This is a genomic window from Bacillus sp. TH19 (genome assembly GCF_016651075.1).
In the GTDB taxonomy this organism is placed as follows: domain Bacteria; phylum Bacillota; class Bacilli; order Bacillales; family Bacillaceae_G; genus Bacillus_A; species Bacillus_A mycoides.
The window spans coordinates 693,240-717,230 of sequence record NZ_JAEKEO010000010.1 but is presented as its reverse complement, the minus strand read 5'-3'; the positions used below and the strand labels follow the sequence as shown (position 1 = coordinate 717,230).

The 23,991-nt window shown below is 36.4% G+C and carries 24 protein-coding genes and 2 pseudogenes; 8 read left to right on the top strand and 18 right to left on the bottom strand.

Going from position 1 to position 23,991, the window contains the following annotated elements:
- Positions 1-104 precede the first annotated feature (104 nt).
- On the top strand, positions 105-434 hold the full coding sequence (locus tag JFU54_RS21415) for a hypothetical protein (RefSeq protein ID WP_201066283.1): 330 nt from the start codon (positions 105-107) through the stop codon (positions 432-434).
- Positions 435-548: 114 nt separating this feature from the next.
- A complete protein-coding gene (locus JFU54_RS21410; RefSeq protein ID WP_201066281.1) occupies positions 549-869 on the top strand; it encodes a hypothetical protein in 321 nt (106 codons plus the stop codon).
- Between the two features lie 132 nt (positions 870-1,001).
- Here the strand turns inward: JFU54_RS21410 and JFU54_RS21405 are convergent, their stop codons facing one another.
- The 6 genes and pseudogenes from JFU54_RS21405 to ecsA all read right to left on the bottom strand — a co-directional run bounded on the left by JFU54_RS21405 (position 1,002) and on the right by ecsA (position 6,659).
- Positions 1,002-1,703 carry a LutC/YkgG family protein gene (locus JFU54_RS21405; protein ID WP_201066280.1) on the bottom strand — a complete coding sequence of 234 codons (702 nt, stop codon included), beginning with the start codon at positions 1,701-1,703 and terminating at the stop codon, positions 1,002-1,004.
- Positions 1,684-3,114: pseudogene (locus JFU54_RS21400) on the bottom strand (LutB/LldF family L-lactate oxidation iron-sulfur protein). Before JFU54_RS21400 ends, JFU54_RS21405 begins: the two are co-directional and overlap by 20 nt.
- A 2-nt stretch (positions 3,115-3,116) precedes the next feature.
- A complete protein-coding gene (locus JFU54_RS21395) occupies positions 3,117-3,854 on the bottom strand; it encodes a (Fe-S)-binding protein (protein ID WP_201066278.1) in 738 nt (245 codons plus the stop codon).
- A gap of 136 nt (positions 3,855-3,990) precedes the next feature.
- Positions 3,991-4,698 carry an ecs operon protein EcsC gene (ecsC, locus tag JFU54_RS21390; RefSeq protein WP_002030211.1) on the bottom strand — a complete coding sequence of 236 codons (708 nt, stop codon included), beginning with the start codon at positions 4,696-4,698 and terminating at the stop codon, positions 3,991-3,993.
- A gap of 13 nt (positions 4,699-4,711) precedes the next feature.
- Positions 4,712-5,923, bottom strand: a complete 1,212-nt coding sequence (locus JFU54_RS21385; RefSeq protein WP_201066276.1) for an ABC transporter permease — start codon at positions 5,921-5,923, stop codon at positions 4,712-4,714.
- Positions 5,916-6,659: an ABC transporter ATP-binding protein EcsA gene (ecsA, locus tag JFU54_RS21380; protein ID WP_001292616.1), complete on the bottom strand. Its 744-nt coding sequence runs from the start codon at positions 6,657-6,659 to the stop codon at positions 5,916-5,918. The genes JFU54_RS21385 and ecsA overlap by 8 nt, the downstream gene beginning before the upstream one ends.
- Before the next feature lie 581 nt (positions 6,660-7,240).
- Here ecsA and JFU54_RS21375 point away from each other — a divergent pair.
- The 3 genes from JFU54_RS21375 (at position 7,241) to JFU54_RS21365 (ending at position 9,103) form a co-directional block, all read left to right on the top strand.
- On the top strand, positions 7,241-7,675 hold the full coding sequence (locus JFU54_RS21375) for an HIT family protein (protein ID WP_001016832.1): 435 nt from the start codon (positions 7,241-7,243) through the stop codon (positions 7,673-7,675).
- Positions 7,676-7,883: 208 nt separating this feature from the next.
- Positions 7,884-8,246, top strand: coding sequence for a YtxH domain-containing protein (locus JFU54_RS21370; protein ID WP_002011120.1), 363 nt, complete (start codon positions 7,884-7,886; stop codon positions 8,244-8,246).
- Positions 8,247-8,545: 299 nt separating this feature from the next.
- The gene (locus tag JFU54_RS21365) at positions 8,546-9,103 is read left to right on the top strand and encodes an HTH-type transcriptional regulator Hpr (protein ID WP_002011118.1); all 558 of its coding nucleotides are present in this window, start codon (positions 8,546-8,548) and stop codon (positions 9,101-9,103) included.
- 5 nt (positions 9,104-9,108) lie between these two features.
- On the opposite strand, the gene JFU54_RS21360 is transcribed toward JFU54_RS21365, so the two are convergent.
- A complete protein-coding gene (locus JFU54_RS21360) occupies positions 9,109-9,444 on the bottom strand; it encodes a YhaI family protein (RefSeq protein WP_002087170.1) in 336 nt (111 codons plus the stop codon).
- 118 nt (positions 9,445-9,562) lie between these two features.
- Here JFU54_RS21360 and JFU54_RS21355 point away from each other — a divergent pair, with 118 nt between their 5' ends.
- From JFU54_RS21355 to helD, 3 genes are all read left to right on the top strand, one after another.
- Positions 9,563-9,757, top strand: coding sequence for a hypothetical protein (locus JFU54_RS21355; protein WP_000172693.1), 195 nt, complete (start codon positions 9,563-9,565; stop codon positions 9,755-9,757).
- Positions 9,758-10,203: 446 nt separating this feature from the next.
- The gene (gene prsA, locus JFU54_RS21350; protein WP_201066274.1) at positions 10,204-11,070 is read left to right on the top strand and encodes a peptidylprolyl isomerase PrsA; all 867 of its coding nucleotides are present in this window, start codon (positions 10,204-10,206) and stop codon (positions 11,068-11,070) included.
- Between the two features lie 293 nt (positions 11,071-11,363).
- Positions 11,364-13,700: an RNA polymerase recycling motor HelD gene (gene helD / locus JFU54_RS21345; RefSeq protein WP_201066272.1), complete on the top strand. Its 2,337-nt coding sequence runs from the start codon at positions 11,364-11,366 to the stop codon at positions 13,698-13,700.
- A gap of 6 nt (positions 13,701-13,706) precedes the next feature.
- On the opposite strand, the gene JFU54_RS21340 is transcribed toward helD, so the two are convergent.
- The 11 genes and pseudogenes from JFU54_RS21340 to JFU54_RS21290 all read right to left on the bottom strand — a co-directional run bounded on the left by JFU54_RS21340 (position 13,707) and on the right by JFU54_RS21290 (position 23,966).
- Positions 13,707-14,963, bottom strand: a complete 1,257-nt coding sequence (locus JFU54_RS21340) for an FtsW/RodA/SpoVE family cell cycle protein (protein ID WP_201066270.1) — start codon at positions 14,961-14,963, stop codon at positions 13,707-13,709.
- 7 nt (positions 14,964-14,970) lie between these two features.
- A complete protein-coding gene (locus JFU54_RS21335) occupies positions 14,971-15,378 on the bottom strand; it encodes a PadR family transcriptional regulator (RefSeq protein WP_012260507.1) in 408 nt (135 codons plus the stop codon).
- Positions 15,379-15,382: 4 nt separating this feature from the next.
- A complete protein-coding gene (locus tag JFU54_RS21330; RefSeq protein ID WP_201066267.1) occupies positions 15,383-15,916 on the bottom strand; it encodes a sigma-70 family RNA polymerase sigma factor in 534 nt (177 codons plus the stop codon).
- Between the two features lie 105 nt (positions 15,917-16,021).
- A complete protein-coding gene (locus JFU54_RS21325) occupies positions 16,022-16,405 on the bottom strand; it encodes a HEPN domain-containing protein (RefSeq protein ID WP_002188619.1) in 384 nt (127 codons plus the stop codon).
- Entirely contained in the window at positions 16,389-16,724 is a 336-nt protein-coding gene (locus JFU54_RS21320) for a nucleotidyltransferase domain-containing protein (protein ID WP_002087180.1), read from the bottom strand. The genes JFU54_RS21325 and JFU54_RS21320 overlap by 17 nt, the downstream gene beginning before the upstream one ends.
- A 255-nt stretch (positions 16,725-16,979) precedes the next feature.
- Positions 16,980-18,662: an aerobic glycerol-3-phosphate dehydrogenase gene (glpD, locus tag JFU54_RS21315; RefSeq protein WP_201066265.1), complete on the bottom strand. Its 1,683-nt coding sequence runs from the start codon at positions 18,660-18,662 to the stop codon at positions 16,980-16,982.
- 133 nt (positions 18,663-18,795) lie between these two features.
- Positions 18,796-20,286: a glycerol kinase GlpK gene (glpK, locus tag JFU54_RS21310; protein WP_201066264.1), complete on the bottom strand. Its 1,491-nt coding sequence runs from the start codon at positions 20,284-20,286 to the stop codon at positions 18,796-18,798.
- 12 nt (positions 20,287-20,298) lie between these two features.
- Positions 20,299-21,120, bottom strand: coding sequence for a glycerol uptake facilitator protein GlpF (gene glpF / locus JFU54_RS21305; RefSeq protein ID WP_002134791.1), 822 nt, complete (start codon positions 21,118-21,120; stop codon positions 20,299-20,301).
- Positions 21,121-21,348: 228 nt separating this feature from the next.
- On the bottom strand, positions 21,349-21,909 hold the full coding sequence (gene glpP / locus JFU54_RS21300) for a glycerol uptake operon antiterminator GlpP (RefSeq protein ID WP_000394293.1): 561 nt from the start codon (positions 21,907-21,909) through the stop codon (positions 21,349-21,351).
- Between the two features lie 90 nt (positions 21,910-21,999).
- Positions 22,000-22,448 (bottom strand): annotated as a pseudogene (locus JFU54_RS21295) (helix-turn-helix domain-containing protein).
- Between the two features lie 444 nt (positions 22,449-22,892).
- Positions 22,893-23,966, bottom strand: coding sequence for a DUF3994 domain-containing protein (locus JFU54_RS21290; RefSeq protein ID WP_088292348.1), 1,074 nt, complete (start codon positions 23,964-23,966; stop codon positions 22,893-22,895).
- Between the last annotated feature and the right edge of the window lie 25 nt (positions 23,967-23,991).

The window sequence follows — 23,991 nt, the reverse complement described above, 5'->3', positions numbered from 1 at the left end:
TAAAAAGCACCCGCTACCAGAAAAAGTGAGTGCTTTTTTCCCTAAAAACATTCCTTCTATCACGATATTTTATATAATCAAGATGTCATTATTGGAGCATAAATATGGATATTAAAATCAAAAAGATTAGTTTTTTTCTATTCTTTACATTTATTTTAAGTATTTTAGGAGGATGTACTATAGATAAAAAAAATACTGAACAACAAATAGTTGAAAGGGCACAAGAAAGAACAATCCAATACTTCAAAGAAAAACAAGACTTAGATGTAGTAATCACTGATTATAGATTTGGTCCAAGTGATTTACAAGGTATCTTTATCTCCGGCTATATAAAAAATGATGAAAGCAAAACATTTAATATTACAATAGAATACGGTGGAGATGAATATACAATAGGTTCAATCTCTACAAGTGAAAATTTACATTTAAAATAATAAAGGAAAAGGCACTCTTTTAAAGTGCCTTTTCTTTATATCCCACCACAATGTTCAGTGGGTATAAAATTTAGGAAAAAGAAATATAACGCAATATTAATGGAGTGATTCTACGTGAAAAAATTTGGTATAAGATTATTCATTATTTTTACACTTATACTTTTAGGAGGATGTACTATAGATAAAAAAAATGATGAACAACAAATAGTTAATAAAGCAGAAAAAGTAACAATTGAATATTTCAAAGAAAAAGAGAATTTAGAAGTAACCCTTACAAGTCATAAATTTGCTCCCAATGATTTTCAAACAGTTTTTATAAATGGACATGTTAAAGATGACAAAAGTAAAACTTTCTCTGTGGATGTAGAATATGGTGGCGGAGAATATCGTATAAGCTCTATGTCTCATTCAAAAAATTTAGAACTTAAAAACTAATAACCTGGGCACGCAAAATAAAAAGCCCCGGTTATATTTAACAGCCAGCGCTTTCTATTTTCAGTACTCTTATAATGTTTCATTTATATTTCCAACTCGTATGCGCGGGCGCTCTGTCGCACACGTAAATCATTATTGATCATCCACAATAATATACGCTGTTCTAATTGGCCCATGCACACCTACCACAAGGTTCATTTCAATATCCGCGCTATTTGACGGACCAGAAACGAAGTTCACACAAGCCGGCAAGTTTTCTCCCGCTTTACTTTGATCATGAATCAGTTTTGTAGCTTGGGTTAACCTTGGTACGATCGTACTTTTAGGAACGATTGCAATATATGACTCTGGAAGCAAACTAACATGCCTTCCTTTTAACCCATCATTAAATAGTACAACGGTTCCTGATTCTGCCAAAGTCATATCACTGAACGTAATGCCAAGGTCAGCAGCTTTCGCAAATTTTACGTCCTCTTCTTTATGATCTAATCCCCATGTACGAAAATGTGTTGTTCCTTCATTGCTGAAACATGGCGTAAGACCATACTCATTAAAGCGCTCATCATTCGAACATATAACAGATTTGATATTCCAATCTGTTATAAAAGACCCCAATGTTTCAACAAGGTTTTCCTTTGTTGTTCGCTTTACTTCTGTATGAATCACTTCGCAGTGCTCTATTAACTTTAATACAAGTTCATCTTGCGCCAGTCCGTCAAAAACATCCCACTGCGGGGAAAAAGACCAGTTCGGTTTTTTCACTGCTTCTGGACATTTCCTACCAAGCTTTTCTGATAACTGGAGTAAAAATTCCTCACGATTTTGGATGGCCATCATTGTTCTCCTTTTCGTGTTTTTCAAACCACTCTCGAAACGGTTGTTTTTTCGGAACTGGAAAATCTCTCGCATCCGTCCAAGCTTTTAACGGCCCAATTCCACGCTCGATCTTATCCCCTTTTGCAAGAGGTTTTAATGCATACGGAGCGCTCTTCGCTGCAAAAGAAAATAGTCTAGGACTCTTCACCGCTTTTTCAAAACCTTTCATAGCCACGTTCCAAGCTACAGGTGATTGTTTTTCTTCTACAATGCGGCTACGATGTTTAATTAATAAGTCATGTAACGGGATTTTCACTGGACACGCTTCTGTACAAGCACCACACAGGCTAGATGCGTAAGGTAAATCCTTATATTCATCATATCCCCCTAAAAGCGGTGTCAACACAGCTCCAATTGGTCCTGGATAAATTGAGCCATATGCATGTCCACCAATATGCCTGTATACAGGACACACATTAATACATGCCGCGCAACGAATGCACTGAAGGACACTTTGGAATTCTGTTCCTACAATATCGGAACGGCCATTATCAACAATGACTAAATGAAATTCCTCAGGTCCATCCGTCCCGCCAGGCTCAGTTAACCCTGTAATATAACTTGTTAACTTTTGTCCTACAGAACTTCGGCATAGAAGTGTTACTAAAACATCAAGCTCTTCCCACGTCGGAACAATACGCTCCATCCCCATAACTGTAATCAACGTTTTTGGAAGTGTCGTAGTAAGTCTTGCATTTCCTTCGTTTGCTACGATAGAAATTGATCCAGACTCTGCAACAGCAAAGTTACATCCAGTCACCCCTATATCCGCTGCAAAAAAATCATCACGTAAATACGATCTTACAAACCTCGCCATTTCCGTAGGATCAGATGTTCCAGTATAATCTAACTTTGTTTTAAATATTTCACAAATGTGTTCTTTATCCTTGTGAAGGCATGGAACAACAATATGCGAGGGAGGATCGTGGTCGTTCACTTGTAGAATAAATTCAGCAAGATCTGTTTCTAACACTTACGCTCCAGCTTCTTCAATCGCTTCATTTAAACTAATCTCTTCCGTTACCATCGATTTTGATTTCACAATTTTTTTCGCGTTTTTCTTTTTTACAATCTCTTTTACATATTCCCTTGCGTCTTCTGCAGTCTTTGCGAAATAAACGAAACCACCGTTTTTCTCAATATTTTCACTCAGCTCATATAAATAATAATCAAGGTTTTCTAATGTATGCTTTCGAATTTCTTCTCCTAAAGCTCGCCATTCTTCCCAGTTCCCAAGACTCTCAGTAGCTTTTAATTTCTTGACTCTCAGACCATCTTGCGCTTTCCTGACAGCCTGTCGCATAAATTGATCCCCAATACCTGTTGCAGTACGCTTATGAAAGGGATCGTTCCCAATTTTCATTCCCATCTCTATATCCCCCCTTGTTTTCGATCTTCATTTAATACTTGAGCAATATGTTTTACATCAATCTGATAACCATTACGTGTTAAACGTCCTTTTATATTCATTAAGCAGCTACAATCCATCCCGATTAACAATTCCGCACCGGTTTCCATAATATGCTTTACTTTTTCTTCAACCATTTGCTCAGAGATTTCTGGCATTTTCACCGAGAATGTCCCTCCAAATCCGCAACAATCATAATTATGCGGCAATGAAACAACTTCCAGTCCCTTTACACACTTTAATAGTTTTTGCGGTGGTTCCTTAATCCCCATTAATCGGCTCATATGACAAGATGTATGAACCGTTGCTTTTTTATGAAGCTCCGCACCTAAATCTTCTTTCCCTAACACTTCAACTAGAAATTGTGTGAATTCATATGTTTTATTTCCAAGTTCAGTAGCTTTTTTCTTCCAATCTGCTTCACTTTCAGAAAATAAGCTAGAAAACTCGTGAACCATCATAGCGCAAGACCCCGATGGTGCCACAACATATTCTGAACTAGCAAAGGCTTCAATCATATGTTTTGCAGCTGTTTTTGTTTCTTTCACATACCCGCTATTATAAGCAGGTTGTCCGCAGCAAGTTTGAGTTTTTGGAAAATCAACTTCACACCCTAAATCTTCAAGAATTTCGACGACATCACTTCCGACCTCTGGATAAAAAACATCTGCCACACAAGTGATAAAAATTGATACTTTCATATTTGCACCCCTAAATACAGTAAAGTAATCTCAAGTAACTCTATTTGTATATTATTGGTAAAAAGATGAAAAATATGAATAAAAATAACAAAAAGCATCCTAAATGTGTAATTTAGGATACTTTTTGTAAAACAAATTAATTTCTATTAAGCAATCGCATACGATAACAATTCATCGTCACTTCCCCAAGCCTTTGCAACAATTGATAATTTGCGTACGCTCCGACCGGGGCACCGATGATCGGGACGAGCTGGAGCATTTTTGCTAAATCGATATAGTCTCGGTATTCTGTTTGGAACTTTTCCCAGTCCATATGATTTTCTTCTTCTGTATCCCACGTTTCAATCGCTTTCCATACTTCTTTTCGGTGATCGTCACTTGAAAAAGCAAGTTGGAAAACGTGAAGAATAAAAAGGCGCTCTTCTTTTTTACTCGTATCAAATCCGTACAATGTTGCTGCATCAAATAAAAATTTTATTTTAATAGTAAGTAATAACGGGAAATCGGCAAGGCCAAGGAGAATACCACCTGCTCCTGTTCCTGCCCCTTCTGCCGCTGCGACTTTTTTGTACTCATCCATTTTTTTACGTACTTCATCGTCTCTTCTTTGCAGTGACCAGTTCGTTTCTTTTAGCTTCGGTTTTATGAAGTTTGATCCAGCACTAATTGTTTGCACCATCATCCGAATCGTTTCTGTTAGTACCTTTTGCACTTTCGCGGGCACTAGTTGTTGCACTTTCACCTGCACTTTTTTAGAGAACCGTGTCATCATAGAAGAATCTTTCATGAATGTAGCTTTCCACTGCTCCAATTCTTTTATAACCTTCTCTTCATATGTAATCATAGGTTCATTCCTTTCAGTTTAAACGCTCAATGCGCTTTGCACCGTATTGATAAACGAAACCAATACTAAATAATATGCTTACTACAAATAAAATGCCGGTCATTATGAAATCTTTCGTCGCAAGTGCAAATATAACTGTAAATACAACGCTGCCGATAATAAGAATCGCATTTAATAAAGTAAGGAAATCTCTCTTCTTCTCGTCTCCCCCTACCGGATATAAATCAAGCCAAACTTTCATACGGTGATGTTTCCAAAGGGTTAAGAGCTGGTAGCCGATTAAGTATAAGAAAACAAGGCTTACGATAAAACGTCCATATAAAAATGGGATGAAGTAAAGAATAATTCCCCCAAGAACGAGTAAACGCATATATAATCCGAAATAGTTACCCGATCTTAAAAATGTTCTCGTATATAAGTATAAATATGTACGTTTCTCACCAATCATCGAAAGAATGAAATCAAGCCATTTCCTACGTGATACTCTCTCTTTTAACGCTGGTACATCAACGAACATATTCGCAATGCGGTACAGCAGCATCATTTTTTTACCTTCTTCAGAAATTAAATACTCCCAGTTTATCGGCTTTCCTTTCACCTTTTGATGCATAACAGCAAGGTATAGTGCCATAAGAAAGACAATTACACCGGTAAAAATGAATGAAGTACGTTCTACAAGGACGTACACAAATAAGCCGTTTAAGATAAAGCGAATGAACCAATCTGCTTTTTGAACGCTTTGATCTGTTAAAAATGATTTTTCCCACGCTACGAATAAATTCCACGCTTTTACAATGACAAACGCGATTACAATCCATATGTAATTGGCACCTGTTTGTTTCATTTGCTGGAAATATAACGGGGCAAGCGCAGCTGCTACCATTGCGATTATGTATAACTGAATCATAAACGTAAAGAGAAATGCCTTCGTAAAGTAAGGCTTTAACTTTTCTTCAACTGGAAGCAAATACACGAGATCCGCTTCTTTTAATAACGTTTGGATGGACCCAGCTGTTAATACGAGGCCAAGTAAGACTGCCATAACAAACGCTGTCGGAAACGAAGGTGTTAACGTTTGTAACCATTGCTGGTAATAATACGCTCCTGCGCCGATGATAAATACGAAAATAAATTTCAAATGATCATTAAATACGTATTTACTATATGTACGAACTTCTTTTAGAAAGTGCCGAAATCGTTCTTTCCATAACGCTGTGCTATTCATAATCTTCTTCCTTCGTTAACGCAATATAAATATCATCAAGCGTTGCACCAGGCATATTAAACCCGGATTGAAGTTCTGATAATGTTCCCATCGCTCTCACTTCACCTTGATGCAAAATAATGAATGAATCACAATAGCGCTCTGCTGTCGCTAAAATATGTGTACTCATTAAGATGCCCGCACCACTCTTTTTCATTTGATCCATCATTTGAAGAAGTGATTGAATCGCTAACGGATCAAGCCCAACGAAAGGTTCGTCCACAATGTAAAGTGATGGTTCAACTAAAAATGCACTCATAATCATCACTTTTTGTTTCATCCCTTTTGAGAAATGAGACGGAAACCATTTCAAACGATTTTTCATCCGAAACTCTTGTAATAGTTGTCCTACGCGTTCTTCATATTGTTTTTCATCTACACCGTACGCCATCGCTGTTAATTTCAAATGCTCTTCTAACGTTAACTCATCATATAATACTGGCGTTTCTGGAATGAAGGAGAAACTAGAACGGTACGCTGTCATATCATCACGAATTGTTTTCCCATTAATTGTGACAGTTCCTTTTTTCGGCTCCATTAAACCGATGATATGTTTAATTGTCGTACTTTTCCCGGCTCCATTTAAACCGATCAAGCCAACAAGTTCGCCTTTATTAACAGAGAACGAAACATTTTGCAGTACAGGTCGTTTCGTATATCCTCCTGTAACATTTTCTACACGCAATAACTCGCTCATACGACACCACTTTCTTCATTTATATTCATTCACTTTTGTAAGAAATGTATATATTCATCTTACCAAAAATCATGGTGCACTACATAGTATCGATGCCTTCAAAAAAAAATTTAAATTTCTTGGCATATATTTTTACGAAAGCGGACATCATAATTAGTGAAGAAGGAACACATTGAAAAAGCAACCACCAATTGATGAGTACAACAACATAGTGAAGTCATCATGAAATGGGGTGTCCAAGTTGGACAATGAAATTTACACATAACCAGATAATTTGTTTCATTTTCGAAACGGGGTGTCTCCGAAAGAGCATATACTGTTTTAAAAAATAAACAATTTCATTTTAAAAAAAGATTGCAATTCATTTCACTTGAAAATGGGGTGTCTACGGCAGAAACTTTAGCCGATTTACCGTGCATTTCTTAAATAAATGAGGTGTCTGCGAACCGTAAATTATAAAAAATGCTTTTTCAATCCCTCTTCAGAAAACAGGAAGCTGAGTCAGCTTCCTGTTTTTCGTGTTTGTTCTCCTATGTAATTATGGTAAAATACGGCTAAGACTATTTGAAAGGATGAGATCGATGAATCATACAGCGGACAATTGTATTTTTTGTAAAATCATTGACGGGCAAATCCCTTGCTCAAAAGTATACGAAGATGAACATGTACTTGCATTTTTAGATATTAGTCAAGTAACAAAAGGACATACTCTTGTTATTCCGAAAGTTCACAAACAAGACATTTTTGCGTTAACGCCAGAAATCGCATCACATATTTTTGCGGTCGTTCCAAAAATCGCAAATGCAATGAAAGCAGAATTTAATCCAGTTGGTTTCAACCTACTTAACAATAACGGCGAGAAAGCTGGACAAACTGTATTCCACTTCCACCTTCATTTAATTCCACGCTACGGTGAAAACGATGGTTTCGGTGCTGTTTGGAAATCACACCAAAATGAATACACAATGGAAAATTTACAAAACATCGCAAGTACAATTGCAAATAGTGTGAAATAGTGCCACTATAATAAGAAGTAATACATAACAAGCCGATTCCTCTGGCATTTATTGTATGGCTTCTTTCTTCACAAAAAATGCCGGGGGTATGATTTTTTGTGCATAGCATGTACAAGAAAGAAAAGCTCACTTTTCTTCCCCTTGTCTTAAAGATATGCACACTTTTATACATCATGAATACGAACGAAAAATAAGGAGGTTTCCTTTTATGTCAAAAGCTAAATCCTTTATTACAGGTGTACTTTGCGGCGGAGCAGTTGCTGGACTAGCCGTTCTTTTCTCAACTCCTTCTTCTGGTAAAGCTATGCGCGGTAAGCTGAAAGAAAAAGGAACTGATATTAAAAAAACATTAGCTGATATTACAGCTGATACGAAGTTATTAAAGCGTCAAATCGTTGAAACTGCTTCAGAAGGTAAAGAAGTATTCCAAGAACTAAAAGACGATATGCATGACACGCTTTCTAACTGGAAACAAGATATTTCTCAAAACAAACGACATATCGAAAAAGAAATTTTAGATATTCAAAAGTCAATTGAGAAACTACAAGAAGCCGTTCCAGAAAAAGCGTAAACATATTCCTGCTTAGTTTTTTGCATATAACAAATATTTTTCATACGAATTGACCTTAACACGGCATATCACATAGATATGCCGTGTTTTTATGCATTTACAATATATGTTATCCCTTAACATGTAAAGACAACACATGTATTCTCGACTCATAAAACGCTTCCATAGTTATGCATGATTTGTATAGAATGTTATTTTTCCGAAAAATTTTCACAATTCTCACAAAAAGACTTTATTAATTTTTATTTTACTGGCATAATAGATAATAATGAAAAAAGAATGTTAAAGTGGGTGAGTAAATGAAAAGTGGAGAAAAAAATTACTCGGTAAAAGAAGCGATGATTTTCAGCCAACGTATTGCTCAATTATCGAAAGCGTTATGGAAATGCGTAGAGAAAGATTGGCAACAATGGATTAAACCTTACGATTTAAACATTAACGAGCATCATATTTTATCAATCGCTTATCATTTAAAAGGGGCTTCTATTTCTGAGATTGCTAAGTTTGGAGTTATGCACGTATCAACGGCGTTTAACTTCTCTAAAAAGCTAGAAGAACGCGGCTATCTTGTATTCTCTAAAAAAGAAGATGATAAACGAAATACGTACATTGAAATTACAGACAAAGGGGAAGAATTACTACTTCGCTTAATGGAGGAGTATGACCCTGAAAATAATTCTGTTTTTAATGGGGCACTTGAACTTCGTAATTTTTACGGTAAGTTCCCAGAAAATATCGAACTTATTGCGATCCTTCGCAATATTTACGGACAGGACTTCATCGATATTTTTGAGAAATCATTAGAGAATATTGAGGAGAACTTTACGGAGACCGATCAAAAATTAGTTAAGAAATAATCTATTTATCCTTTCGCAATCATGCGTAAGAATTCATTCATAAGTGGCACAAATAAGCCCTGCTTTGCTAGCGCTTCCGCAGTTTCGTGTACTTCGAGCTGATGTGGAAGCGCTTTTTCAAATTGATCTAATAGCGCATCAAACAATAGAAGGCCTTCTGCTTTCTCCACTACATATTGTTCGTTCAGTCTTTCACAAAGTTTTAGTATACGTTCAATGTCTTTTTTACGAGCTTTTTTCTTTATGATTAAAGAATAAAATGGACACTTTTCTTCATCAATCATTTTAAATAGTAGGTCTACGTAGTATTCAGCTTGTTCTAGTCTTCTTACAACGTCCATTTTCTCCCTCGCTTCCTAACACAAAGTCTTCTATTTCTGAATTTTGTAACACGAACAAAATATCGTATGATACAATATATAAAGTATATGTATTTTAGCCAAAAGGAGGTCTCGCCTCATGACTCTTATAACCGTTGTTTTTGTTGCATTCGCACTTCTTGTTATATTTTACACGAATTTCATGACACATACACTGTGTGAGCGAAAACAAATATCTGCGAGCCGCCAGCCCGGTGTCTTTCGAGTTATTAATGTATGTATTACCATTCTATTAATTTCTAGTTATGTAGAAATTATATTTCATGGAAAGTGAGGAAGGAAGCCCCTTCCTCATTTTTTCCTCTATAAGCAAATTATACCTACTATAACTAATAAAATAAACAGTACAAGTAATAAAATAAGTTTTGAATTCATCCCCCATCCCCTCCTCTTTTCTGTATATGCGACATGCGCCCAATATGGTACCCTTTCAAAATCTGACACAAACTGGTTAAAATTTCTTTATCAATAGGAAAACCCGTCGAAATATGATATATTAAATTTTGTACATATTGCTTATACTATGAAATAAACGACACGCATCTAAACTTTATCCTAAAGCCTCGGTAAGCCCTGTTAAGCGTGCTTTTACATATAAAAAAAGCAAAGACATCAGTGAGACTTAATCAGGTTCTTATGAACGAAAATAACCTATCATAAGGCGTTTCTTCATTCGTATGGGATAAATTAAAAATACATAATAGTAGGAGTGTTTATTGAATGAAGAAAGCTATGCTTGCCTTAGCCGCAACAAGTGTAATCGCATTATCAGCATGTGGAACATCATCAGACAAAATTGTTACATCTAAAGCTGGTGACATCACTAAAGAAGAGTTCTACAATCAAATGAAGACACAAGCTGGTAAACAAGTACTAAATAACATGGTTATGGAAAAAGTACTTATTAAAAACTACAAAGTCGATGAAAAAGAAGTAGACAAAAAGTTCGATGAAATGAAAAAGCAAGTCGGTGACCAATTCGATACACTAATGAAACAACAAGGCCTTAAAGAAGAAACAGTTAAAAATGGCGTTCGCGCTTCATTAGCTCAAGAACAAGCGATTGAAAAAGCAATTACTGATAAAGACTTAAAAGCAAAATTTGAGGACTATAAGCAAGAAATTAAAGCAAGCCATATTCTTGTAAAAGATGAAGAGACTGCTAAAAAAGTGAAAGAAGAACTTGCACAAGGTAAATCTTTCGAAGAGTTAGCGAAAAAGTACTCTGAAGATCCAGGTTCAAAAGAAAAAGGTGGCGACTTAGGATTCTTCGGACCAGATAAAATGGTAAAAGAATTCGATGAAGCTGCTCGTAAGCTGAAAAAAGATGAAGTAAGTGAACCAGTAAAAACACAGCATGGTTACCATATCATTAAAGTAACTGAGACTCATGCTGACGCAACTTTCGATAAAGCAAAAGCTGACATCAAAAAAGAAGTAGTTCAAGAAAAAACACAAGATGCTCAATTTATGAATGATCTTATGATGAAAGAAATCAAAAAAGCTGACGTAAAAGTTGACGATAAAGATTTGAAAGATCTTTTCGAAGAACCAAAAGCTGACGCTAAAAAAGACGAAAAGAAATAATGAAGTGAAAAAAGCTTGGGTAGCCCCAAGCTTTTTTATTTTGTAGTAGTTTTTTACCGATAAATCGATATACTCCCCCATCTTACTCCATTCAACACAAAAAAACCTTGATTTCGTACAGCACGAAACCAAGGTTTATCTTATTATCATTGATTAAATTAAAAAACTATGTTAAATTAGTACAGAAACGCATTCGATAAAAATAAAAGAATGTATTTATCCGTATCTTAATTGTACACCAAAACACATCTTCAGTCAACCTCTATTTTTCACTTTTAAAGGAGTGCTTACGTATGAACAAAAAACTTGATCAAGAGCAAAAACGATTGGATAACGTAATAGAAACGATTACGGAGCAAATTGATAAACTGGAAAGCGAAACTGGCAGACGCCGGGCAGAAGTAATCAACATTCGTAAACACTTTTGGGATGATGTAAAAGTTAATACTGATACTTTTGACGATTATCTTGAAACAGTTATCAACTTAAGACAACAAGCTCAGTCACTAGCCGTAACACAAATTACCCATAAGCACACCTTTAATCGACTTGCCGCACTACGCCGTATGCATAAAGCACCTTACTTCGGACGAATTGATTTCAAAGAAGAAGGAGAAATTGGTGCAGAACAAATTTATATCGGCGTTGCTACACTTACCGATGCAAGCGGAGAAAACTTTCTTATATACGATTGGCGCGCACCAATTTCAAGTGTTTACTACGATTATCCACCAGGACCGGCTGAATACAGCACACCAGGAGGCGTAATCTGCGGTAATGTGGAGAAAAAATTACAATATATTATTCAGAATGGCGAGATTGATTCCATGTTCGATACGAGCCTCACAATTGGAGATGAAATTCTGCAACAAGCGCTCGGAAAAGGAACAAACAAACATATGCAAAGTATCGTTGCTACTATCCAGCGCGAGCAAAATGAAATTATCCGTCACGATGAAGGGCGACTACTTATCGTTCAAGGAGCTGCTGGTAGTGGTAAAACGTCAGCTGCCCTGCAGCGAATCGCCTACTTACTATATAAATATCGCGAATGGCTAAAAGCAGATCAAATCATTCTCTTCTCCCCTAACTCCATGTTCAACAGCTACGTATCTAACGTACTGCCAGAACTCGGTGAAGAAAATATGCAGCAAGTTACATTCCAAGAATATTTAAATCATAGACTAAGCAAGTCATTTGACGTTGAAGACCCTTATGAGCAATTAGAATATATGCTAACTGAAACGAATAGCGCAAATTATAAAACTCGAAACGCGAGCATTCGATTTAAAGCATCTACTCAATTTTTCGATATGATTAGAACGTACAGACAATCTCTTGAATCTTCAGGCATGCTATTTAGAGGAATGAAATTTAGAGGAAAACTGATTGCCTCTGCTAAAGAAATTACAGAGCAATTTTATAATACTGATTCCTCCCTCCGCTTCCATAATCGAATTGAGAAGTTAACGGATTGGCTAAACAAACAAATAGACACAATTGAAAAAACAGAACTGAAAAAACCTTGGGTAGAAGAAGAAATTGAACTACTTAGTAAAGATGAATATCAAAAAGCTTATAAATACTTACAGAAAAAAGGCGAGTTTGATGACAACTCCTTTAATGATTATGAAAAAGAAACGAAAGTACTCGGTCGTATGATTGTCCGTAAAAAATTAAAACCGTTGCGTAAAGGCGTTCAAACATTGCGTTTTATCAATTTCACAGGAATATATAAACAACTCTTCACAGATGCATCATGGGTTACTGGCGAAAAGCCTAAAGAATGGGACGAAATTTGCTCATTAACTGTGAACATGCTTGATGAAGGAAAGCTACATTACGAGGATGCGACTCCATTTTTACTTTTAAAAGAATTAATTGAAGGCTTCCAAACGAACAGATCCATTAAACACGTACTTGTAGACGAAGCACAAGATTATTCTCCGTTTCAGTTCGAGTTTTTAAAACGTCTCTTCCCTGCCGCAAAAATGACTGTACTCGGAGACTTTAACCAAGCGATATTTGCCCATGCGAGTGAAACAGTTAATTTCAATACACTTACTAGCTTATACGGACCAGATGAAACGAACAGCATTAACTTAACTCGTAGCTATCGTTCAACAAAACCGATAATTGAATTTACACGGGACCTCGTACCTGAAGGAAAGAACATTAATGCATTTGAACGTGACGGTGAAAAGCCTACAGTAACTAAAGTTTCGGATTACAGTGAGCTGCATGAGCGTATCACTTCCAAAGTTGCTGAACTACAAAAACAACAGCACAATACGATCGCAATTATATGTAAATCCGCGGCTGAAAGTGCCGCTGCATACGAGGCACTCAGTCATATCGAGAATATTAAACTTGTGAAAAGTAACTCAGCCGAGTATGAGCAAGGCATCGTCGTTATCCCTGCTTATTTAGCGAAGGGTATCGAATTTGATGCTGTCATTATTTACGATGCTTCTAAAGATGTATACAGCGATGAGAGCCTACGTAGATTGTTCTACACTGCTTGTACACGCGCAATGCATGAATTGCAGCTTTATAGCGTTGGTGAGGTTAGTCCTTTTGTAACAGGGGCTACTTCGGAGAGTTTTGAACTTGTAACGAAAACACCTTGATCATCATCAAGGTGTTTTTTTCATTCTAAACGACATATCTTTACGTCGATATACACTCAGCACAATCCCCATTATAAATGCATGAAATAAAGTTGGTATCAATCCGTAGCTAATAAAGGGTAATGATATAGAAGTACGCGGTAATAATCCTAAAATCATACCAACGTTATAAATGAAATGAACTACAAAAAGAGTCACTCCGCCAACGAGAAGCAATTTACCATAACCATCATTTATTTTATAAGCTATGTTCATTATTCTTACTGCAAAAAGAGAAAGAATCAAGACAAGAACTAGCGCAAGCACATATCCATAATAGTAAGTCAAACTCGCGAATACAAAATCAGTATGGGCAGCAGGGATAGACTTTATATTTCCATATGTACCAAACCAACCTGCTGAAGACATCGCCTCTTGTAAACGTAAATCCCATTGATCATGCGCTGGGTTTATAAACCCTAAAATTCTAGCTATCCGGTATTCTTTTACAGCCGACCAGGAAAATAGATCCCTAATAATAAATGGTAATATTGGTAATATTGTAATGAGCCATGCGGTTTTCTTTCCTAGCTTACTCCACCAAAGCATAACGAATACCATCGTAATATAGATGAAAATTGGTAAAAGAATTGATATAGTCGAAAATAGATATAAAGAAAATACGTACAACATGAGAAGATGCATAAACTTTAACCTACTATTATTGAAAAAAGAAGCCCAAGCTAGAAAGAAGAATGGTATCGTCATTAAACAGTCAATTTTGATGGGGCCAATTTTTATTATTGCTTCCCCAATCACGTAACCAGTCGGAAAACATTTTATCATTAACAAGATAAGTACACCGATTGTATAAAACAGCCACCCGAGCCTCTCTAACTTCCGATAATCAAGTAGCATGATCCCAATAGCTGCTGCAATGCCAAGAATAACAAAAATTACTTTGTTCATTAATAAATCACTCGTATGCCCAAGAGCTATTATTGGCAAAAACCCTAACCCCATAGCAGCCACTAATAAAATAATTAAGAACCAATCTACCTTCGGCTTATGAAGTTTGTTAAGTTCCTGCCCTAGTTTAATTGGACTTCCCATTTGTTCCACAGCTTTATTTTCAGCAATTTCCTCACCTAAACCTTTTTCTATCCACGTGTTCTTCGCCTGTTTTAAGTGAAACTCTAGTTCAGTTGCTACAAAGCTCTTTGCTTCTTTTGATTTAATGTGATTGGTAACTTCGCTTAAAAAACGCTCCCCTTTTTTGTTCAATTTTATCTCACTCCTGTACTAATCCTTTTAATATAAACCGTGCCTTCGTAGAATCTTTTTCTGCCTTTCGCAGCATCTTTCTTCCTTTATCATTTAATTGATAATATTTAGCTCCTGAATGATCCCAACTTGATTGGATAAAACGATTCTGTTCTAGACGATGTAATACAGTATATAAAAACCCTTCATTCCCTTCGAATTTTCGAATCCCTCTCCCTCGTAGTAGCTGTGACAATTCGTATCCTGTTTTTTCATTACTGAGGAGTTGTAAAATGGCTAACGAGATGTCCTCTTCCTTTTCGTGTGATGCATTGATTTTTTCGCGCACCCGCTTTCGGTGTTGATCAGAAAAACTCAAATGTTTAAACGTTGTATTCTCCATTGATTTTCGCAGGCCTTTTAATCGATCTTCCATTTGATTATTCCTCCAATCCTTTCTTCAAAAGCTCCTTCGCTTTTTTCAGTCTCGTTTTTATCGTGTTTTCTTTCACTTCTATTACAATAGCAATCTCTTTAATTGATAGTTCTTCATAATAAAATAGATAAATGACTTCTCGATATTTTATCGGTAAATTCATTACTGCAGAAGCCAGTTCACGGTCCTTCGCATTTTGAATAACAGTTTGTTCGACACTATCATTTTGAACCCCAATATAAGCAGCTTCATCCTCTGTCACGATCACCTTTTTGTTATACCAACTTTTCATGTAGTCCTTACATTGATTAATCGCAATTCTCCACAACCACGTTTTCACATTCGATTTCCCTTTGTATGTATGAAGAGCTTTATAACATTTCACAAATATATCTTGCGTTAAATCCTCAGCGACTTCTTTATTATTCACATATGAATACACAAGCTGTAAGACTTCTTGTCCATACTTGTTCATTATTTCATCGATAAGGAGTTCCTTATCTTCTATTTCAAACGCTTCTACCGTTAATTCATCCACATCATTTCCTCCTTCCCATTTATTAGACGACGCACTGTATGGAAAAGTTTTATAAATTCATAAAAAAACGGTTGGAAATGTCCATACCGTTTTGCTCATCCTCTACTATTTAATTTTTTCTAAAACAAAACTTTTAATATTCCCCGCACTTTTTATAGCTTGCGATACGTCTGTTTTATTAAGTTCTTCAAAATAAGGATATCTGACTTCAATCGCATAACTATTTAACTCTGCACAATCATCTATTAAATCATTGAACTCCATATTAAATTCAGCACATCCCTTTACTAACAGCAATAAATTATGCGTTTTAGGTGGATGAGTTCCTTTAAACGTTAAATACCCCTTTAGATATTTCTCAGCACACTGTTGACAATGATAACAGATAATTGCAAAAGGAATAGGCATTAAAGACAATAAATGATTAGAAGCTCTAAGATCTGAATCTGCAATTTCAAACCATAAATTTGCCTCACTGAAATTTTTCATACAATACCTTACCTTCTTCAGCAATCTTGTATTCCATTGTTACAGGATTACCAGAACGCTCATTAAATTCTTCAGAACCGTAAACAAGTAAATCGACTGGTGTTTTCATTACATCGAATATACTTAAATTCAATTTCTTTAAGGCTTCTCTTTTCCTCTTACCAATACCATCAACAACTACACACAAATCAAAATCACTATCCTCATTAGGCATACCGTAAGCATGAGACCCAAATAAAATAATTTTATTAACATCAGAAAGAGAGGAAGTCATTTTATCCACTAATTGATTTAACTCTTTTTGAACATTAGTATTCATTCCATTCACCTCTTTAAATTAATCCTGCTCAATAAATCCTAACTGTAGAAGCAAATTAATAAATTGATTCATTTCAACTCCAATACACTACTACAATTGTTAAGTTATTCAAACGGTATAATAATACTTATTATACCTTTCGTATTCATATCCTGTTAAGCAACAAAAATCTACACTCAGTTAATTTCAGTACACTCTATACAAATATAATAAAACAAAAAACCGCACGAGGGCTCTCCCTCACGCGGTTTATTTTTAAGCTAACGCAGCTGCTTGCTCTTGTTGATCTACAGGAATTACAGCATCTCTTAACGCTTTTTCTAATTCAACTGTGTATTTCATTTGCTCTTCTTTGCTCCAGCCTAGTTTCGCAGCCATATAGTTGATTACTGCTTCTTTCCACTCGTATACCCAGTGGATGTTGAAGAATACAGCGCCTCTGCGGCGTACGAAGAAGTCAACTGGTTTCGCTGTCATTTCGTAATCCATTGCGTATACAAGTGGGATTAGAACGTCTAGCGGCATGTTGTATTCTTTCGCTTCGTCTTTATGTTTTTTCGCTAAGTCAAACAGTACGTCAACGTTAGAGCCGTAGAATTTCGCGAATTTTTCCGCTTGTGCTGTCGTTAAACCATATTTCGTACCTTCGCCTGCTTTTTTCGCAACAAATGCCGGGAATCCGTGTGAACCACTTACATGACCACCAGAGATTGGCATATGTTTCGTATCGCTCTTCTTATATGCGCTATGGCCTTCTTTTTGTAATAGATTCGTTACGTAGTCTACTACCATTTCAGCCATTTTGCGGTATCCTGTTAATTTACCGCCCGCGATTGTAATTAAACCAGATTCAGAAGTCCAAATTTCATCTTTACGAGAAATTTCAGATGCATTCTTACCTTCTTCATAAATTAGCGGACGTACACCAGCCCAGCTTGATTCCACATCTTTTTCTGTAATTTTCACGCTTGGGAACATGTAATTAATCGCATTAATGATATATGTGCGATCTTCTGTTGTCATGTGCGGTACAGCTGCGTCTTTATCATAGAACGTATCTGTTGTACCTACGTACGTTTTTCCTTCGCGAGGAATCGCGAACACCATACGTTTATCTGGTGTATCAAAGTAAATTGCTTGCCCTAATGGGAAACGTTTTTGGTCAATTACTAAATGCACACCTTTTGATAACTGAAGTACTTTCCCTTTTTTAGAGTTATCTTTTTCACGAAGTGTATCTACCCAAGGACCAGCTGCGTTTACAATTTTCTTACCGTAAACTTCATACACTTCTCCGTCTAGTAAATCGATTACACGTACACCGCATACTTTTCCATCTTTATATAAGAAACTGTCTACTTTTGCGTAGTTAACAGCTTTCGCACCATGTTCAATCGCTTCTTTCATTACTTCAATTGTAAGACGCGCATCGTCTGTACGATATTCTACGTAGTAACCGCCGCCTTTTAATCCTTCTTGTTTTACAAGAGGCTCTTTATTTAGCGTTTCTTCACGGTTAAACATCTTTCTGCGCTCGCTTCGTTTTACACCTGCTAGAAAGTCGTATACACGAAGACCAATTGATGTACTGAATGACCCGAACGTGCCGCCTGTATGGAACGGAAGTAACATCCACTCCGGTGTTGTTACATGGGGACCGTTCTCATATACGATCGCACGCTCTTTCCCCACCTCTGCTACCATTTTCACTTCAAGTTGTTTTAAATAACGTAAACCGCCGTGTACAAGTTTCGTTGAACGACTTGATGTACCTGCTGCAAAGTCCTGCATTTCAAACACAATCGTTGATAAACCGCGTGTTGCCCCATCTAATGCAATACCAGAACCAGTAATACCTCCACCAATTACGATCACATCTAACTCTTGTTTATTTACTCCATTTAATACGTCTTTACGTTGTTTACTTGAAAATTTCATGGTAATTCCTCCCTTTGATAACGAAAAAAGAGACCACAAGCTCCGCTATAGATTTCGCCTCTATAGCGTGTTGTGGTCTCTCCAAATCTCCTACCGAATTATTAACTTGTCATCATTATAACACTGTTTATGATTATTTGAAAGCTTTAGTTGCTTCAATTGCTTTTTTCCATCCAGCATATAGCTCTTCGCTTGTTTCCGCTTCCATCGTTGGTTCAAAGCGTTTGTCCATATGCCACTGTGCTTTAATTTCATCTTGGTTTTTCCAGTATCCAACCGCAAGACCAGCTAAGTATGCTGCACCTAAAGCTGTCGTTTCATTGATCACTGGACGCTCTACAGGAACGTCTAAAATATCACTTTGGAACTTCATTAAGAAGTTATTTTTAACTGCTCCGCCATCAACGCGTAATGTATTTAGTTCAATACCTGAATCTGCTTCCATTGCGCATAGTACATCTTTCGTTTGGTATGCTAAAGATTCTAGCGTTGCACGAATGAAATGCTCTTTCGTCGTACCGCGTGTTACACCAAACATAGCGCCGCGTACTTCACTATCCCAATACGGTGTACCTAGTCCTACGAATGCCGGTACTATGTATACACCTTCAGTTGATTCAACACGGCTAGCGTACACTTCGCTCTCGCTCGCATCTTTAAACATACGCAGTCCGTCACGTAACCACTGAATTGCAGAACCAGCTACGAAAATACTTCCTTCTAATGCGTAATTCACTTTACCATCTAAACCCCATGCAATTGTTGTTAATAGGCCATGCTCAGAAGCTACTGCTTTTTCGCCTGTGTTCATTAACATGAAACAACCAGTTCCGTAAGTGTTCTTCGCCATACCTTCACCGAAACAAGCTTGTCCAAATAATGCTGCTTGCTGGTCACCAGCTACACCTGCGATCGGTACATTTTGACCGAAGAAGTGATAATCAATTGTTTCTCCATATATTTCAGATGATTGACGTACTTCTGGAAGCATGCTCTTTGGTACTGTTAACATGTCTAGAAGCTCATCATCCCACTGTAAGTCGTGAATGTTAAACATTAATGTGCGTGATGCATTTGAGTAATCTGTTATGTGTGCTTTCCCGCCAGACAATTTCCATACAAGCCATGTATCAATTGTTCCGAATAATAACTCGCCGTTTTCTGCTTTTTCTCTTGCACCTTCAACGTTATCTAAAATCCATTTTACTTTCGTACCAGAGAAGTATGCATCAATTAAAAGACCTGTTTTTTCGCGAACCATCTCGCTATAACCTTTTTCTTTTAACTCATCACAAATTTCAACTGTTTGACGAGATTGCCATACGATTGCGTTATAAATTGGTTTTCCAGTCGTTTTATCCCATACAACCGCTGTTTCACGTTGGTTCGTAATACCGATACCAGCGATTTGTTCTGGCTTCACATCTGCTTCGCTTAAGCAAGTTGCGATAACTGCTAAAATGGATCCCCAAATTTCTTGTGCATTATGCTCAACCCAGCCTGGCTTTGGAAAATGTTGTGTAAACTCTTTTTGAGCTGAATGAACGATGTTTCCTTCTTTATTGAAAAGAATTGCGCGTGAGCTTGTTGTTCCTTGGTCTAATGAAAGAATATATTTTTTCATATCAGTTTCCCCCTATGCTACTTTTCTACTATTTGTAGTAGCTTCACTTTTTTTACTTGTCATATAAGAGATTGCTAATACAATCACAGTTGTAATAATCACATAAATAAGTGCTGAATTTTGTTTTCCTTCAAATACAACTTGATGGAATAATCCTGCAAGTGATCCACCTAGAATTGGACCAACTACTGGGATCCATGCATACTTCCAGTTTGAACCGCCCTTTCCTGCAATCGGAAGGAAGAAGTGTGCAATACGCGGACCTAAATCACGAGCTGGGTTGATTGCGTATCCTGTTGTTCCACCTAATGATAAACCAATACTTACAATTAAGAAACCAACGATAAATGGATTTAAACCATCTGCAAATTTATTTGCTCCAATTGCTAATATACCAAATACTAAAACGAATGTTCCAATCATTTCACTTAAAAGGTTTGTAAATGTGTTCGGAATTGCTGGACCTGTTGCAAATACACCTAACTTTGTTCCTGGATCTTCTGTTTCTTTCCAGTGTGGTAAGTAATGTAAATATACAAGAACTGCCCCGATAATTGCCCCAATCATTTGTGCTGCGATATACATAGGTACATCACTCCATGGGAACGCTCCCTTAAACGCAAGTCCTATCGTTAAAGCCGGATTCAAATGTGCCCCACTAATTGATCCAACTGCATACGCTGCCATAGCAACCGCTAGACCCCAACCCATTGTAATTACAATCCAACCAGAATCTTTCGCAAACGATTTCTTTAAACTTACACCAGCGCAAACGCCGCCACCAAGTAAGATTAACAATGCAGTCCCTATTAATTCCCCTAAAAATGCTGACATAAAATCCCTCCACAATCAATTTAAATGCTTTCGAAAAGTGATAGAGGTAAAATGAATGGCCATTCGTTTTTTTTCAAAAGAAAAAGATCCACAGCTTACATGCTTCTATATAATATATATAGAAACAATAAAATGTGGATCTCTTCTTTTCTCCGTCACGTTTATTAACTTGTCTATAATGTTAACCTTTAATGAAAGCGGTGTCAACAGAATTTTTTCACATTTTCGTCACTTTTTTTGGTAATGTTTCCATAGTTCTTTTTTCGATGTCGTAATTGCTGTCGCACCAGCATTTAACGCTCTTTCAACGTCTTCTACCGTTCGAATAAAACCACCTGCTAAAATTGGTACACCTGTACGCTCTTTCACCTCAGCAATGACACCCGTTAACGCACCAGGAAGCACCTCTATATAATCCGGCTTCGTCTTTTCTAGCAAATTACAGCTCTTTTCCATTGCGCTAGAATCAATTAAAAAGATGCGTTGAATGGAGACGACACCTTTTTGCTTCGCCTTCATAATTACGCTCGCCTTTGTCGATAATAACCCGTACGGTTTATATTCTTGGCATAAAAACTCCGTCGCATGCCCATCACTTTGTAATCCATGGATCAAATCCACATGTAAAAATACTTTTTTATTATGCTGCTTCGCGAGCGACACAACACTCTTCAATTGACCGACATGAATATCTAAAATAACAATATACTCATACGAACTATGTAATAGCTTCTCCAAATCTTTAATTTGCCTCACTGCCGGCAAAATCTTTTGCTCATGAAATTCCATTCTAAACGTCCCCTTCCTATCTATCCTTTATAGTACACAATTTGGGTGAAAAGAACAGCTAGTGTAGGGGATTTCTTACAAATCTTTCTCTTATCTATATATTTTCTTCAACTTATCAGAAACCGTACCACCTATAATCATTAATAGGAGCGGTAAAAAATTCATTACATATGGTGCATCTGCGACAATTGTAATGCTTGCTCCGGCAAACTTATTTAACGCCCATACAACGATTTTTGTAATAAACAAAAATACACCCAGCATGAATAGACCATCAAAGAACACCTTCCATTTTGGATGCGCTAATTGTTTACTATCTTCAATTACTTTTTGCGTCAACTCTTCATCACTCCTCAATAACTCATCAATTGTAATACCGAACAGATCACTTAAATGAATAATAATTTCAATGCTCGGATAGTTCTTTCCCGTCTCCCATTTCGAAACAGACTGCCTACTTACATGAATTTTTTCAGCCAAATCATTTTGCGACCAATTTCTTTTTCCCTTTCTTCTTTTAAACGTTCACTAAAAATCATACTGTGTTTATCACCTCTCTATGTCTAGTATGGTCAAATAAATGATGAAGAGTAAAGCTAGTTATCGTTGCATAGGTTGTGCAACTTGTGCGTTACATCTAAAAATGACGCTATGCATCATGTCGATTTCATATGCTTTTCTTCTATAATAATTTCCCGAACAATAATCGTGCTTCTTAACATTGTCGCTTTGTGTCAGTAAGTCGATATATTGAAAAAATCGTTGATATATTTTAGGAAATAAAAAAAGTGGATAACAATACGTTATCCACTCTCCCCTAATTATAATAAAACCGAATCCTTATCATTCTCCAAAAAGAAAATCGTTTTGTTGATTTCTCAACTTATACTAATATGAATAGCGCCAGGGAAATTAATGAAGAAATACAATTAGAACTAACAAAAAACCCTGTAAAATTTATTACAGAGTTTTTTGCCAACTATTTATTGTTTTGCATAACGAATACGAACGTTATCGTCCATATGATAAATTTGTAATGTGTTTCCATCATAGTTTTGTAATTTATACATCATACTATCATTTGTTAGCTTTACTTCTTGACCGTCTTTAACTGCTTTTGTTATTTTTAAAGATAACTGGAATGATGGAACATCTACCGCATATGTTCCTGTTAAGTAGTTATCTTTATTCGGATAAGAACCGTTCGCATAGGACTCAAATGTTTTATCACCTTTTAGTACTAACGTAGTTTTTATGCCACTACCGTAATCAATACCCCAGTTACCAATAATCTCAGTCCCATCTTTGATGTTCTTCTCCATGTTTCCATAACTAATTCCTAACTCTTCACTTGTACCAACTGTACCTACAAATACCCCCGTTTTAGCTTGGCTTTTATCTGTTTGAGCCTGACTATCAGTAGTTGGGTTTGTCGATATAGAACTACTTGTTGTACTAGTAGATTTTTCTGTGGCTGTATCACCTTTTATCTCGGATCTTAACTTATCGAATGTAGGTTTCCAAATACGTTTTGCTTCCTCTAGTTTTGCATTTGCTTTATTTAAGATTTCCTTATCGGTCTCTAAGCTGAAGCCTTTATCGTTGAATAACTTCTCTATTTCACCGAATGTTTCTCTTAGTTTACCTGTCGCTTTTTCAATCTCTTTTTGTTCTTCTTTATGTTTTTGCGGTGCGTAAATCTTCTCTATCTTATCAAATACTTTATAGATGTCTTTAATACTATCTAATACCTCAGCTTTTGATTTACTTCCATTTCTCAAATCTCTTACAGAAGCATCATAGTAATCAAATCGTCTTAACATATCCTGTTCAATATCTAATAAATATTGTGCATAATCTTCATCTAAAACTCGAACCTTTTGAACATCTTTACTTTCTTCTTTCGAATTAGTTGATTTTTCTTTCGTTTCAGCAGCCTTAGATTTACTTGTTTCTTCTGTCTTTTCTTCTTTATTTTCCGAATCTTTTACTGTAACACAACCACTTAATAATATGGCAACTGGAACTGCAGCAGCTATTAGTTTTTTCACTTTCATACCTCATACCCCTTTAAGTAATTTA

Coding starts and splice junctions, on each gene's coding strand:
- JFU54_RS21415 (WP_201066283.1), top strand. CDS start 105: ATGGATATTAAAATCAAAAAGATTAGTTTTTTTCTATTCTTTACATTT.
- JFU54_RS21405 (WP_201066280.1), bottom strand. CDS start 1,703: ATGGCCATCCAAAATCGTGAGGAATTTTTACTCCAGTTATCAGAAAAG.
- JFU54_RS21395 (WP_201066278.1), bottom strand. CDS start 3,854: ATGAAAGTATCAATTTTTATCACTTGTGTGGCAGATGTTTTTTATCCA.
- ecsC (WP_002030211.1), bottom strand. CDS start 4,698: ATGATTACATATGAAGAGAAGGTTATAAAAGAATTGGAGCAGTGGAAA.
- JFU54_RS21385 (WP_201066276.1), bottom strand. CDS start 5,923: ATGAATAGCACAGCGTTATGGAAAGAACGATTTCGGCACTTTCTAAAA.
- ecsA (WP_001292616.1), bottom strand. CDS start 6,659: ATGAGCGAGTTATTGCGTGTAGAAAATGTTACAGGAGGATATACGAAA.
- JFU54_RS21375 (WP_001016832.1), top strand. CDS start 7,241: ATGAATCATACAGCGGACAATTGTATTTTTTGTAAAATCATTGACGGG.
- JFU54_RS21370 (WP_002011120.1), top strand. CDS start 7,884: ATGTCAAAAGCTAAATCCTTTATTACAGGTGTACTTTGCGGCGGAGCA.
- JFU54_RS21365 (WP_002011118.1), top strand. CDS start 8,546: ATGAAAAGTGGAGAAAAAAATTACTCGGTAAAAGAAGCGATGATTTTC.
- JFU54_RS21360 (WP_002087170.1), bottom strand. CDS start 9,444: ATGGACGTTGTAAGAAGACTAGAACAAGCTGAATACTACGTAGACCTA.
- JFU54_RS21355 (WP_000172693.1), top strand. CDS start 9,563: ATGACTCTTATAACCGTTGTTTTTGTTGCATTCGCACTTCTTGTTATA.
- prsA (WP_201066274.1), top strand. CDS start 10,204: ATGAAGAAAGCTATGCTTGCCTTAGCCGCAACAAGTGTAATCGCATTA.
- helD (WP_201066272.1), top strand. CDS start 11,364: ATGAACAAAAAACTTGATCAAGAGCAAAAACGATTGGATAACGTAATA.
- JFU54_RS21335 (WP_012260507.1), bottom strand. CDS start 15,378: ATGGAAGATCGATTAAAAGGCCTGCGAAAATCAATGGAGAATACAACG.
- JFU54_RS21325 (WP_002188619.1), bottom strand. CDS start 16,405: ATGAAAAATTTCAGTGAGGCAAATTTATGGTTTGAAATTGCAGATTCA.
- JFU54_RS21320 (WP_002087180.1), bottom strand. CDS start 16,724: ATGAATACTAATGTTCAAAAAGAGTTAAATCAATTAGTGGATAAAATG.
- glpD (WP_201066265.1), bottom strand. CDS start 18,662: ATGAAATTTTCAAGTAAACAACGTAAAGACGTATTAAATGGAGTAAAT.
- glpK (WP_201066264.1), bottom strand. CDS start 20,286: ATGAAAAAATATATTCTTTCATTAGACCAAGGAACAACAAGCTCACGC.
- glpF (WP_002134791.1), bottom strand. CDS start 21,120: ATGTCAGCATTTTTAGGGGAATTAATAGGGACTGCATTGTTAATCTTA.
- glpP (WP_000394293.1), bottom strand. CDS start 21,909: ATGGAATTTCATGAGCAAAAGATTTTGCCGGCAGTGAGGCAAATTAAA.
- JFU54_RS21290 (WP_088292348.1), bottom strand. CDS start 23,966: ATGAAAGTGAAAAAACTAATAGCTGCTGCAGTTCCAGTTGCCATATTA.